The following is a 12,883-nucleotide window of genomic DNA, read 5'->3' as shown; positions in this document are numbered from 1 at the left end:
CGCTCGGCGCGACGGCGTCCGGGTGCTTGTGGGAGGATCGCGAGGAACCGCTGAGCGGGAGGATCTGCGCGATACCGAATACCGGTGTTGTCGAGCATTGCGTCGATGCGAGCGAGGGCCCGGCCAGCGCGTGGAGCAAGGCCGAGGCGGACGGCGAGCTGCCGATATTCATGTGGGCGTGGTGGTCGGGTCGCGTGACGCCACAGGAGCTCATCGCGAGCGAGGCGGAGCTCAGGGCGTGGTTCGACACCATCGATCGGGTCGTGTCCTACGTGCGCGACGAGCAGAAGCACGCCGAGTCGCTCCGGGCGACGCTGAGCGGCGAGCTCCGTCATTTGCTCGGGCTGATCAGGGATCGCCAGGAGGAGGCCCTCCACGCAGAGCCGATCCGCGCGGCCGACAACTTCAACGAGGCGATGACCGGCAAAGCGAGCGCCGAGCGGGAGCCGCTCATCGCGACGATCGCGGCGGACAAGCAGGCAATGGCCGCCGTGCAGGCCATCTTCGATCGAGCCAGGGACGAGGCCGCGCCGCTGCAATCCAGGTACGCCGGGCGCGGCGGTGCGCTTCGCTGCCTACCGAGCGACCGAGGCGGCGGAGACGGCGGCGTACGCGGCGCTCTCGGCACAGGCGTCGCGATCGGCGATCGACGCGCTCGACGGCGTGGAGCAGGCGGTGCTCGCGGCGGCGCGGGAGGCGAGCCGCGCGCCGACCGAGCTCGCCGCGGAGGTGATGACGCTGTCGGCAGAGCTCCAGGCGTTCGCGGTCTCGTCGGAGGAGGTGCTCGCGCCGCACAGGGAGTTCCTTGCGACGCACGGCGCGGCGCCGCCGGACATGACGTCGGGGGCGCTGCGATCGCTGGCTGTGATGCTCGGGTATGTGCAGCGGCGGGTCGGCCGGAGCGACGCGACAGCGACGGCACTTCTCGGCGGGATCGCGCTGCGCCGGCAGGCGCTCGTCGCGCTAGAGGCAGACGAGGTGACGCGCGAGGCGAGCGCGCGGTCGCGGATCCGCCGGGCCTCGGAGGCGTTCAGCGAGGGAGCGAGCGCGCGGGCGGCGGCGCTGTCGGCGGCGCCGCCGATGAGCGAGAAGCTCAGGCTGCCGCTCTTGGCCGAGCGGTGCGGGGAGCTTTTGGCGCTGGTGCAGATGCGGCCGCTCTGCGAGGCGGCGTCGTCCTCGTGGCGAGAGGCGGGGTGTGCGGCGCTCCGAGGGCGGTTCGACTCCGCGGAGGACGAGCTCAGGACGGGCTTGCCGCAGAAGATCGCGGCGGGCCTGGTGGCGCTGCGGGAGAAGGGGATGGCCGCGGCGGAGCTCGACACAGCGCAGGCGAGGCTCGACGCGGGCGACGTGAAGGGCGCCGCGATCGCGTATGACGCCGCTGTGCGCGGCGCGGAGGGGACATGAACCGCTCGAAGGATCCCCTCACGCTGCGCGGGCGGATGGCCGCGGGCTTCCAGAAGGTCGTCGCGCTGGTGACGGTGCTGGCGGCGCTGGCGCCGTCGCCGGCGTGGGCGCGCACCCGCACGCCGTACACGGTGCTCTGGCAGAGCCACCATGACGCCAACTCGTGCGGGATCCCCGAGCTGGAGACCGAGGGCGACGCCATCTTCGAGGTGAACCAGACGCCGCTGCCCACCTATGGGGTCCCGGGCGCGCTGCAGACCTACGGCGACGGCTCCCAGAGCAACACGCGCGAGGCGGAGTTCGACTCGGTGCTGCTCCGCACGGCCACCAACGCGTTCCACTTCGGGGTCCACACCGTGAACGGCCTAGACTGGTGTACCCACGCGCATGACGTGGTGCACCTCGTCTCGGAGCCGCTCGGGCTCAACAAGCCGCTCTTCAACGTTCGCCGCGATGGGACCGGATTCGAGGGCGACACCGACGTGGACCTGAGCCTCGCGGAGGTCAACCCGGCGCTGGCGCGCGACATCGCGGAGCTGGAGGTCGCGCTCGGCAAGCTGATGGACGCGATCCTCCGGAACGCCGCCAGGGTCGCCGACCTCCGGGCGAGGATGGACGTCTTGCGGCAGCTCGATCTGGAGCTGCACGACCTGGTGAACCGGCCGCTGGACGAGATCTCGCGGACCGACCTCGACGCGATCCTCGACCGATACAAGGACGTGGTCGACCCGGCGACGCGGGCGGCGATGGATCAGCTCGTCGACGACCTGAAGAAGAGCGTCAGCGACCTGGAGGACGAGCTCGGGCGGCTCATTGACGAGTTCGGCGCACAGGCGGACGAGGTGGCGGACCTCGCGACGCAGGACGCGCGCGCCGAGGGGTGGAACCCGGACGATCCGTGGGCGTACGCGCTCGGCGAGAGCGAGGTGCCGTGGGTCGAGGTGCCGGACATCGCGGAGGTGGACGGGGCGTTCGACGAGGGGAGGGACCCGTACGCGGCGTATGCGGACGGCGTGATCGTGGCGCTGGAGAAGGACGTGAGCGGCGACGTGGTGGTCGCGCGGGCGGACTTCGTGGCGAGCGTGCGAGCGTGGCGGGCGAACAGCGCGGCGCTGGAGATCGCGCTGCGCGACCGGATGGGCGTGTCGGTGGCGGAGACGAACGCGTTCCTCAAGGCGCAGAACCGGATCACCGGGTACGTGCGGCAGTTCATGGATGCGTCGGACTGGTTCGAGGACTCGCCGGTGCCGCCGGATCTGCGGGCGCAGGTCGACACGGTGCTCAAACCGCGGTTCGACGCGCTCGCGGACCAGATGAAGGACAGCCTGAACCAGTGGACGGGCGACGGGCTCGACCTCGAGCAGACGCAGCTCTACCAGACGATCAGCGCGTTCGCTGGGGCGATGTCGACCGTCGGCGAGGGCTTCGAGGCGTACGCGGAGATGATGCAGACGCTCGTCCACGCGACGACGCGCATCGGGGTGGGGTTCGTGCCGGTGGTGGGGCCGGCGCTCGATCTGTGCGAGGCGGTGACCGGCAAGGCGTGGTGCCTGCCGTCGGGACAGGAGCTGAGCGACGAGGAGCGGATGTTCTCGGGGCTGGGCTTCGGGCTCGCGGCGGTCGGACCTGGTTGGCGCGCGGTCAAGGGCGTCGGCGGGATGACACCGGATGCGATCCGGATCGCTGGGGAGATCGCGGAGGTCGATGAGGTCGTTGTCAAGGGGTTTCAGATACGCAAGCTCCGCGGGTACAAGAACCTGACGGGGCACGTCACGAAAAACGGATTCAACCCCTTCGAGAAAACGGCGATCAAGTTCATGACCGGTGACGGGCGGGCGCTCCTCGGCGTCGGCGACGACGCCGTACGAGATATGCTTAAGATTCCAGACAACTCACTCCCCGGTATGTCGGGCGGGAGAGCTCCTGACTTCGTGACGGTATCCCGCGGGCAGAAACTGATCGTCAGCGAGGTAAAAGGAGGCGATACCGTCAGGGCCAAGGACGTAATCGAGCAGCTGTCGAACGGGATGGAGGGGCTACGGAAGAAGGGAGTCGCCGGAGATGTTGAGCAGGTTGAGCTCATCATGTCGCGTGGCGGGAAATTCAAGCCTGAAAAGACCTATATCGTCAAAGACGGGTACCTCTTCGACCTGAAAACGGGCAAGAACGTCGCCCTGCAGGGTTTCAATAAATTCATCCGGGTGATCCAGCTATGAGCGACTCAGGACCATTCTTCTTCGCTTGGTGTGATGGGGAACAGAGGCTCGACACGTTTCTCGCGGCGCTGTCGGCTCTCGTATGCCCAGGGACTCGTATCGGCGTGTCGCACGACGCTACCCTCATCCATACGACATCCATGGACGAGGCGGTCGCGATGATCCGAACCGAGTTTGCCGAAGGTCCTTCCGGTGGAGCAATCTTCGACGTCATGCTGGGCGGCTCCAAACGTCTCTTCCGTTGCAGCTGCGACTGCTACACGGAAGAGGCTGGCCGCGGCATCTCAGCCGGCCCCATCGACATGTCCACGTGCGACCAGGAAGACTTCCTTTGCTCTTACCTCGAGCTCGCCTGGGGCAGGGGCCCGCGCTCGATCGAGGTCGAGGCCGCGGTCGCGTGGCACCTGCTCCGGGACGATCTCGAGGACCTCCTGCTCCGCCTCTGCGCGCCGGACGCGAGCGGGCGCATCCGGACCGGCGCATGCGCGAACGCAGGGGACTGGATCGCGCCGGTGCGCATGTGCGCGACGTACAACGCGGACGCCCGAGACATCGCGCGCGACCTCTCCCTCTCGTGGCTGCAGCGCTACGGCAAGGAGATGGTATCGCGCAACGCGGGCCTGTCGCTGGAAGCGCTCCACGCGCGCGTCGACGCCGCGCCGGCCGGGGCGCGCGTCCCGCTCAAGGGAGGCAGCGAGCGCGCGCACTCGCTCTCCCGCGAGACCGTCCTCAAGGCGCTGGCAACGCCGCCCTCCGCCCTGCTGGAGGCGCTCGAGGCCGCGGCGGCGCCCAACGACGCGTGGCGCGCCGCCGAGCCTCGCGCGCGAGAGATCTTGGAGCAGACGAGCCATATCGCGGAAACCGGCGAAGGCCCGCCTACATGGGAGGTACATACGGCCACGCGTGCTCACGTCCGCTTCCTGCGAAAGCACGCGCCATTCCACGTGCGCCGCCTCCCCAGCGGAGGCGTGATCCTGGCGACGCACCCGCTCCGCTCGCTCTGGCCGCTCTGGGTTGACGCGCTCTTCATGCTCGGTCTGATGTCGTGACGCATCTCGTGCACTCTCTCTCCTCCGAACCTCGCACCCCGGTCGCAGGTACCAGATGGCGTCCCCCTCCCTGAGCGCGCGGAGCGCGCGATTGGGGAGGGGCGGACCGCGCGCAGGCACGGAGCGCCGAGCACGGGCCGGGGGTGGGCATCCGCTTTCTTGAAGCTGTCCGCCGCCGTTTCAGAGCGGTCCGCATCGACGACCAACACCGAGGGGTGGAACCCGGACGATCCGTGGGCACATGCGCTCGGCGAGAGCGAGGTGCCGTGGGTCGGGGTGCCGGACATCTTCGCGGCGGACGCGGCGTTCGACGAGGGAGGGACCCCGCGCGGCGCACGCGGACGCGGACGCGGACGCGGTGAGCATGGCGCCTTCGGCGGGGTGAGCGGCGGACGGTGCTCGCGAGGGGCTTTTGCGGCGAGCGCACCGCGCGGCAGCTGAAGAGGTCGCTCGAGATCGCGCTGCGCGATCAGGACGGGGTGACGATCGCGGAGATGAACGCGTTCCCTGAGAGCGTGGAGCTGCGTGACCAGGGACGTGCGCTCCTCCCCGGTTCCCGCGTTCTGGTCTAGAGTGGCGCCGTGCTCCGGAGGCCCCACTGCCGGCTCGGGACAGAGGCAAAGTCCCCCCTCGCCCGCGCCGCGCGCGCGTTCGCCTGCGCCGCGCGCGCGGCGCAGGCGAACGCGCCATGAGCCTGCCGCGTCCGCGGGTCACGCTCCACTTCGCCCAGACGCTCGACGGCCGCATCGCAGCCCCGGACCGGCGCGTCGAGCTCAGCACGCCCGCAGGGATCGTGCACGCCCACCGGGCGCGCGCGGAGCACGACGCGGTGCTCGTCGGGATCCGCACCGTCGTGATCGACGACCCGCTGCTCACCCTGCGCGCGTGCGAGGGCCGCCAGCCGATGCGCGTGGTGCTGGCGAGCGCCCTCGGCGTACCGGAAGGGGCGCGCCTGCTGCAGTCGCACGGCAGCGGGCAGCCGGCCGGCGGGCGCGTGCTCGTCTTCGGCGCTGCCGGGCGCGCGTCGCGCGAGGCGCGGGCGCGGCTCGAGGAGCGCGGCGCGGAGGTGGTCGTCGTGCCCGCGGACGACCACGGCCGCGTCTCGCTGCGGCACGCGCTGGCCGAGCTCCACGCGCGCGGCGTGCGGCGGCTGCTCGTCGAGGGGGGCGGCGCCGTGCTCACCTCGTTCCTGCGCGCGCGCCTCGCCGACCGCGCAGAGGTCGAGATCGCGCCGCGCATCCTCGGCGACACGGCGATCCCCGCGGTCGGCGCGCTGGGAGAGGCGCCGCTCGCGTCGGCGATCGATCTGCGCGAGCCGGCGGTCGAGCTCCTCGGAGGCAACGTGCTCGTGCGAGGGGAGGTGAGTTATCCCGACTGACACACCCGCGCCGCCGGAAGCCCCTGCGCCGGGCGATGCAGCCGCGCCTGGCGATGCGGCCGCGCCGGGCGATGCGGCCGCGCCGGGCGATGCCACCGCGCCGGGCGATGCGGCCGCGCCGCCGGAGGCCCCTGCGCCGGGCGATGCGGCCGCGCCGCTCGCCCGGGAGCTCTGGTTCGTCCGGCCAGGGCTCGTCGAGGTGCGTCCGGGCGCCCCGCCGCGCGCGCCCGGAGCCGGCGAGGTCGTGGCGCGCGCGCTCGCCTCGGGCGTGAGCCAGGGGACGGAGCTCCTCCTCTTCCGCGGCGAGGGGCCGACGCCGTTCGACCCGTCGCTCGACGCGGAAGGCGCGCCGACCTACCCGCGCCGCTACGGCTATGCGTGGGTCGGCGAGGTCGTCGCCCGCGGCGAGGGCGCGGCGCTCGCGCTGGGCGACCGCGTCTTCGCGCTCGCGCCCCACGGCGATCTGCACCTGCTCGGGCCAGGCGCGGCGCGCGGCCTGCCACGCTCGATCCCGGCCGAGCGCGCGGTGCTGGCCGCGAACCTCGAGACGGCGATCACGTGCGTGTGGGACGCGGGGGTGGGGCTCGGCGACGCCGTGGTGGTGCTCGGCGGCGGGGTCGTCGGCCTGCTCATCGCGGCGCTCGCGCGGCGCGCCGGGGCCGTGGTCCGGCTCGTCGAGCCGAGCGAGCGGCGCCGCCGCGCCGGCCTCGCGCTCGGCGCCGCGGCGGCGATCCGGCCCGAGGAGGACCGGCCGCGCGGCGACGCGGACATCGTGATCGCCGCGACCGGCCACCCGGAGGAGCTCGACCGCGCGATCGCCCACGCCGGGCGCGAGGCGACGGTGACGATCGCGTCGTTCTACGGGGCGCGCGCGAGCCCGGTCGCGCTCGGCGCGGAGTTCCACCGCCGGCGCCTGCGCCTGCGCGCGAGCCAGGTCTCGACCATCCCGCCGGAGCGCGCGCCCCGCTGGGACCACGCCCGGCGCTTCGCGCTGGTCCGCGCCGTCCTCGACGACCCGGCGCTCGACGCGCTGCTGGACCCGCCCGTCCCGCTCGACGCGGCGCCGTCGGTGTACGCGGAGCTCGCGGCTGAGCCCGGAGCGCGGTTGCAGACGGTCTTCCGGTACGGCGCGCGATCGGCTACGCGAGAGGCAACCTAGAGGTCCGTCACCGTCATGTTCCTCCTCGGCGTCAGCGATCACGCGATGATCGCGCACAGCTTCTCCGATCCGTTCTTCGGCCCGGCGACCCAGATGCACGGCGCGACGTACTCCGTCGAGATCGAGATCCGCGCGAAGGCGCTCGGCCCGCACCACGTGATCATGGACATCGGCGCGCTGCGGGCGGCGCTGCGCCGGGCGCTCGATACGCTCGATTACACGAACCTCGACGAGCACCCGGCCTTCCCCGGGCGCACCTCCACGACCGAGCGCGTGGCCGAGCACGTGGCCGGGCTCCTCGCCGAGGACATCGCGAGGCTGCCCGCGGCGGAGGCGCCGCTCCCGGGGGCGACGCTGAGGGTGCTCGTCCGAGAGTCGCCGTCGGCGTACGCGGGCTTCGAGCGCGACCTGTAGCGCCGTGGCGCGCCGCGAGCGGGCGCCGCGGGGGCAGCGGCGTGCAGCGCGTGCGCGCGGCGGGCGACGCGGGGCGGCGGCGTGCAGCACGCGCGGCGCGGCTCGTTGCCGCGCGCCGCGAGGGCGACTATCAGGCCGGACCGCTCCCTGAGCCATGCGCATCGCCTGGATCGTCTACGGCGCCCTCGACCAGACCACGGGCGGGTACATCTACGATCGGCTCGTCGTCGAGCGGCTGCGCGCCCGGGGCGACGCCGTGGAGGTCGTGTCCCTCGATCCGGCGCCGCGGTCGCGGGCGCTCGCCGGGCTCGCGCTCGCGCGGCGCCTCGCCCGGCTCGACCCCGCCGTCGTGGTCGGCGACGAGCTCTGCTTCCCGGAGCTCGCGGCGGCGTTCGCGGCGCTGCCGCGGCGGATCGCGCGCGTGCTCCTCGTGCACCACCTGAGCGCGTGGGAGCTCCCGCGCGGCGCGCGCCGCGCGGCGCTCTCGCTCGCGGAGGCGGCGGTGATCCACCTGTGCGACGCCCACTTGGCGACGAGCGCGACGACCGCGGCGCGGCTGCGGCGCGAGCTCGGGCTCGCCTGGGTCGACGTGGCGACGCCGGGCGCGGACCGGCTCCCCTTGCTCGCCCGCGTCCGGCGGGACGACGGCCAGCTGCGGATCCTGTTCGTGGGGAGCTTCATCCCACGCAAGCGGCTGCTGGAGCTCCTCGCGGCGTTCGAGCGGGTCGGGAGCGCGCATGCCACGCTCGTGCTCATCGGGGACGCGGCGCGCGACCCGGCCTACGCCGGGCGGGTGCGCCGCGCGATCGCCGCGTCCGCGTTCCTGCGGGCGCGCGTCTCGGCGCCCGGCGTGCTCGGGGACGAAGCCCTCGCGGCCGAGCTCTCGGCGGCGGACGCGCTCGTCCTGCCGTCGTCGCTCGAGGGCTACGGCATGGTGCTCACCGAGGCGGTCCGCGCCGGTGTTCCGGTGCTCGCCGCCCGCGCCGGCGCGATCGCGGAGGCGGTCCAGGACGGCGCGGAGGCGCTGCTCTGGGACGACGTCGAGGGCCCCGCGCCGGCGCTCGCCCGCTTCCTCGAGGATGGCGCTCTCCGGGCGAGCATGAGCCGCGCGGCGGCCGTGAGGGCCGCGACGCTGCCCACCTGGGACGGCACCGCGGCCGCGGTCCGCGCGGCGCTCGCGCACGCCGCGCGCGCGCCGCGACGAAGATGACGGGCTCGGCGGCGACCGGGAAGGTGCATGCGCGCGGCGCCCTCGCGCGCGGCGCCAGGGGGCTGCCCGTCACTCCCCCGCGAGAAGCGCCGCCGCCTCGTCCTTCAGCCGCTGCGTGAGCGCCGCGTCGTCGTCCGCCCCGCGCGCCCTCTCTGCCGCCTCCCGCGCCTCGCCAAGGCGCACCCGCACGTCGACGTCGTCGAAGCCCGGCAGCGCCGCCTGCAGGAGCGGCGCGAGCGTGGTGATCCCGCGGCGCTCGGCCCACCGCGTGATGGCCAGCCGCTTCACCCGCGGCGAGTGCACCCCCGAGACGACCGCCACGGCGGCGCGCCCCCCCGCCGCCGCGGCCGCGCGAAGCAGCGTGCCGGCGCTGGGTTGCCACTCCTCGAGCAGCGCCTCGCCCTCGCTCGAGAACGCCGGATCCGGCTCGATCCGCCCCGCGGGGAAGTGCAGCAGCGCCCCCCCGCCCCGCAGGTGCCGCAGCGCGCGGCGCACGCCCGCCGTCCGCGCCGCGAGCGCGCGCGCGCCGCCGCCCTCGTCGATCGGCACGAAGAGCAGCCGCCGGCTCACGTGGGGCAGCGCCCGCAGGAACCGCCGCTCGGCGGCGACGATCATGAGGTCTTCCCGCCCGAGCGCCGCCATCAGCGCGAGCGCGTCGTACGCGCCAGGGTGGTTGGACACGACGAGCAGCGCCCCGCGCGACGGCGGCGCCGCGTCCGCCGTCCAGCGCGCCCCGAAGCCAGCGAGCGCCTCCCGCGCCGCGACGTGGAGCCCCGCCTCGCCGGTGCGCCGATCGAAGCGCGCGAGCACGCGCCCGAGCGGCCACGAAGGGACGGCGAACGCCGCGCGCCCGGCGCGGCGCACCCACGCCGGCGCACCGCCGAGGCCGAGCGCGGCCACCATCTCCGCGCCGGACAGGTTCGCGAGCTCTCTCTCCAGCGGCTCCGTCATGGCCGCGTCTTACTCCGTGCCGACACCGCCCCGCCAGCGCCGGCGCACCGCGCCCCCGATCGCGCGGGCCCCGCGCGCCGCGCGCGCTCCACACGCCGGCGTCGACTCGCCGCCGCGGCGCCGGTGTCGGACGGGGACGCAGGGCATGTCTCTGCCGAAGGTGCCAGCGCGCTGTGACGAGCCTGGCGTCGCCTGTCGGGTTTGCGTCGGAGCGCGCCGGCTCTGTATGAAGGGGGAATGAAGGCCACGCCCCCTGGCATGGAGGACCCGATCCACCGCGGCGATGCGGCTGCGCGTCCGCGGCGGACGCTCGCGGATCTCCCGGGGCCGAGGGGATTGCCTGTGATCGGCAACCTCCTCGCGCTCGATCCCGACCGCTGGCACCTCGAGTTCGAGCGATGGTGGCGCGCCCATGGAGATCTGTTCGTCGTGCGGATGGGGCGAAAGCCGGTCCTCGTCGTGGTCGACGGCGATCTCGTGCGCGACGTGCTCCAGCGCCGCCCCGCGGTGTTCCGCCGGGTGCACGCCATCGAGGCCGTGTCGCGCGAGGCGGACATGGTCGGGCTGTTCTCGGCGGACGGCGACGTGTGGCGGAAGCAGCGGCAGCTCATCAACCCGACCTTCCACCCGAGGCACGTCGAGGGCTTCTTCCCGAGCATCCAGGACATCACGGGCCGGCTGCGCGACATCTGGGCGCGGGCGGCCGACGAGCGCGCCGCGCGCGACGTCCTCGACGATCTCATGCGCTACTCGGTCGACGTGACCTCGACGGTCGCCTTCGGCCGCGATCTCAACACGCTCGAGCGCGGGCCGGACGCGCTCCAGGAGCACCTCCAGCGCGTGTTCCTCGGGCTGAACCGGCGGATGCTCGCGCCGCTGCCCTACTGGCGCTACCTGGGCCTCCCCGCCGACCGCGCCTACGACCGCGCCCTCGTCGCGGTGAAGCGGCTCATCCTCGATCTCGTGACCGCCGCGCGGCGCGAGCTCGAGGGCGGCGCGGACCGGCCCGCGCGCCCGCGGACGCTGCTGGAGCTCATGATCGCCGCGCGGGACGGCGAGGACCCGAGGGCGCGGCTCTCGGACGCCGAGGTCTACGCGAACGTCCTCACGATGCTGCTCGCGGGCGAGGACACCACCGCGAACACCCTCGCGTGGATCCTCTATTACCTGGGCTCGCGCCCCGACGTGCAGGCGCGCGCCCGCGAGGAGGTCGATCGCGTGCTCGGCGGCGCGCTGATCCCGACGCTGGAGCAGTGCAAGCGCCTCGAGTACACGGGCGCCGTCACGCAGGAGACGCTGCGCCTGCGCTCCGCGGCGCCGCTGCTCTTCCTCGAGGCGAACCACGACACGGCGGTGGGCGACGTGGCCGTGCCCGCCGGCGCCGGCGTCGTGGTGCTCACGCGAGCGACGGGGCGGAAGCCCGAGTATTTCGGCGATCCTGAGTCGTTCCGCCCCGAGCGCTGGCTCGGCGGCGCGCCCTCGATGCTGCCCCACGAGCCGAGGATGGCGCTCTCGTTCGGCGGCGGGCCGCGCGTCTGCCCGGGCCGCGCGATGGCGCTCCTGGAGTGCGCCGTGACGGTCGGCATGGTGCTCCGCAGCTTCACGGTGCACCTCGCGGATCACACGGCGCCGGTGCGGGAGCGCATGGCGTTCGCGATGCAGCCGGAGGGGCTGCGCGTCCGGTTCACGAGGCGCCCGTGCGCGTGAGCCCGCGCGGCGCGCGTGCGCTCATGCGCCGCGCGGGCGCGTCAGAGGCGGGCGCCGGCGCTCCGGCTCACTGCACCTTGGCGAGGGCCGCGTCGTAATCGGGCTCCTGCGCGATCTCCGGCACGAGCTCGACGTGGACGATCTTGTTCTGCTCGTCGAGCACGAGGACCGAGCGCGCGAGCAGGCCGGCGAGCGGCCCGTCCACAAGCTTGACCCCGTACTTCTCGCCGAAATCGCCGCGGAAGGTCGAGAGGCCCTCCGCGTTCGAGATGCCCTCGGACGCGCAGAAGCGGGTGTGCGCGAACGGCAGGTCCGCCGAGATGTTGAGCACCGTCACGCCCGGGAGCTTCTCGGCGCGCTCGTGGAACGTGCGCACGGATCTCGCGCAGACCGGGGTGTCGACGCTGGGGAAGATGTTGAGGATCTTCTTGCCCGGATACGATGAGAGCTTGCGCTCGGAGAGGTCGGTCTTCACGAGCGTGAAGTCGGGGGCGGTCGCGCCGACGGACGGCAGCTCGCCGGCGGTGTGGATGGGGCTTCCCTTGAACTTTGTCTCAGCCATGGTCGCGTCCTCCTCTGTGCTGTGTGCAGCTGTGCGGCGGCGTCTCTCGTAGGCGCGCCGAGGGCGGACGCCAAGCAGAACCAGCCGTGCCGCCGCGCCCGGATCTCCGCCCGTCTGACGGCGCGCGCCGCTCGTGGCGCGCGGGCGCCGCGCTGGTCGGGAGGTCTTGCGGGCGCGAGGTGTCGCGCGCCGACGCGCGGGCGATCGGGCGATGGGGCGATCAGCGGAGCGGCGAGCGATGGACCAGAGGAAACGGCTCGACCTCGGCGTCATCGGGGTTCGTCGAGTCCCTGCTGTACCCGATCTCCTGCTCTTCCGTCGTGATGATGAAGGGGCCCCCGATCTCCTCCGGCTCCACCCTGTCTTCGTAATCTTCGGTGGTGTCGCCCCTGCCTGATGTCGCCGAGGCGACGTACTGCTCGGCGATCTGCTCGGCGAGCTCGTCCATCACCTCAGGGGGGCCGTCGCCCGGGTCAGGGATGAATGCATCGCGGCTGTCCGCGCGAGCGGCGCTCCAGCGCGCCGCCTCCACGAAATTCTGGCCGTGGCTCCTGCTCGTGGTTCGACGGGACCCGTCTCGCTTGATCTGCATGGATGATCTCCTCGCTCGGCGGCGCGCTCTCACGCGCTCTCCGCGCCGCCGCCCTTCCGCTGTTTGATGGCGAGAGATGCACCGCGTGTACCATGACCCTGGATGGCCGATCCGCGCGCGCTGCAGCGGGCGGATGGGACCGGTGCTGGCTTTCTGCGAGGCGTGCGCAGCGCTGGCGGGGAGTGGGTGGTGCGTTGTGCCCCAGCGGTCGCGATGGGCCGGTGGCACGATGCCTCGGACC

General features: G+C 73.4%; 11 protein-coding genes. 8 read left to right on the top strand and 3 right to left on the bottom strand.

All coding sequences use genetic code 11. From position 1 onward, the window contains the following. The first annotated feature begins 561 nt into the window (after positions 1 to 561). From WME90_RS30275 to WME90_RS30245, 7 genes are all read left to right on the top strand, one after another. Entirely contained in the window at positions 562 to 1,404 is an 843-nt protein-coding gene (locus WME90_RS30275) for a hypothetical protein (RefSeq protein ID WP_437275494.1), read from the top strand. Continuing rightward, positions 1,401 to 3,620, top strand: a complete 2,220-nt coding sequence (locus WME90_RS30270) for a hypothetical protein (RefSeq protein ID WP_437275493.1) — start codon at positions 1,401 to 1,403, stop codon at positions 3,618 to 3,620. Before WME90_RS30275 ends, WME90_RS30270 begins: the two co-directional genes overlap by 4 nt. Positions 3,621 to 3,760: 140 nt before the next feature. Then, positions 3,761 to 4,669, top strand: coding sequence for a hypothetical protein (locus WME90_RS30265; protein WP_437275492.1), 909 nt, complete (start codon positions 3,761 to 3,763; stop codon positions 4,667 to 4,669). Positions 4,670 to 5,357: 688 nt separating this feature from the next. Then, a complete protein-coding gene (locus WME90_RS30260) occupies positions 5,358 to 6,047 on the top strand; it encodes a RibD family protein (protein ID WP_437275491.1) in 690 nt (229 codons plus the stop codon). Positions 6,048 to 6,246: 199 nt separating this feature from the next. Continuing rightward, positions 6,247 to 7,206 carry a zinc-dependent alcohol dehydrogenase gene (locus tag WME90_RS30255; RefSeq protein ID WP_437275490.1) on the top strand — a complete coding sequence of 320 codons (960 nt, stop codon included), beginning with the start codon at positions 6,247 to 6,249 and terminating at the stop codon, positions 7,204 to 7,206. A 15-nt stretch (positions 7,207 to 7,221) separates the two neighbouring features. After that, the gene (locus WME90_RS30250; RefSeq protein ID WP_437275489.1) at positions 7,222 to 7,620 is read left to right on the top strand and encodes a 6-pyruvoyl trahydropterin synthase family protein; all 399 of its coding nucleotides are present in this window, start codon (positions 7,222 to 7,224) and stop codon (positions 7,618 to 7,620) included. A gap of 154 nt (positions 7,621 to 7,774) precedes the next feature. Next, positions 7,775 to 8,830 (top strand): glycosyltransferase family 4 protein, encoded by a 1,056-nt coding sequence (locus WME90_RS30245; RefSeq protein ID WP_437275488.1) that lies wholly within the window; start codon positions 7,775 to 7,777, stop codon positions 8,828 to 8,830. Positions 8,831 to 8,899: 69 nt separating this feature from the next. Here the strand turns inward: WME90_RS30245 and WME90_RS30240 are convergent, their stop codons facing one another. Then, positions 8,900 to 9,781 carry a 1-acyl-sn-glycerol-3-phosphate acyltransferase gene (locus tag WME90_RS30240; protein ID WP_437275487.1) on the bottom strand — a complete coding sequence of 294 codons (882 nt, stop codon included), beginning with the start codon at positions 9,779 to 9,781 and terminating at the stop codon, positions 8,900 to 8,902. Positions 9,782 to 10,018: 237 nt separating this feature from the next. Here WME90_RS30240 and WME90_RS30235 point away from each other — a divergent pair, with 237 nt between their 5' ends. Continuing rightward, positions 10,019 to 11,488, top strand: coding sequence for a cytochrome P450 (locus WME90_RS30235; RefSeq protein ID WP_437275486.1), 1,470 nt, complete (start codon positions 10,019 to 10,021; stop codon positions 11,486 to 11,488). A gap of 67 nt (positions 11,489 to 11,555) precedes the next feature. Here the strand turns inward: WME90_RS30235 and tpx are convergent, their stop codons facing one another. Further along, complete coding sequence (gene tpx, locus WME90_RS30230) at positions 11,556 to 12,050, bottom strand: thiol peroxidase (protein WP_437275485.1); 495 nt, start codon at positions 12,048 to 12,050, stop codon at positions 11,556 to 11,558. A gap of 220 nt (positions 12,051 to 12,270) precedes the next feature. Continuing rightward, the gene (locus WME90_RS30225) at positions 12,271 to 12,642 is read right to left on the bottom strand and encodes a hypothetical protein (protein WP_437275484.1); all 372 of its coding nucleotides are present in this window, start codon (positions 12,640 to 12,642) and stop codon (positions 12,271 to 12,273) included. Positions 12,643 to 12,883: the final 241 nt, after the last annotated feature.

The organism is Sorangium sp. So ce375, assembly GCF_051473855.1.
Classification (GTDB): domain Bacteria; phylum Myxococcota_A; class Polyangia; order Polyangiales; family Polyangiaceae; genus Sorangium.
Note: the sequence above shows the minus strand (reverse complement) of the source record. Positions and strands in the feature narration are given on the sequence as shown.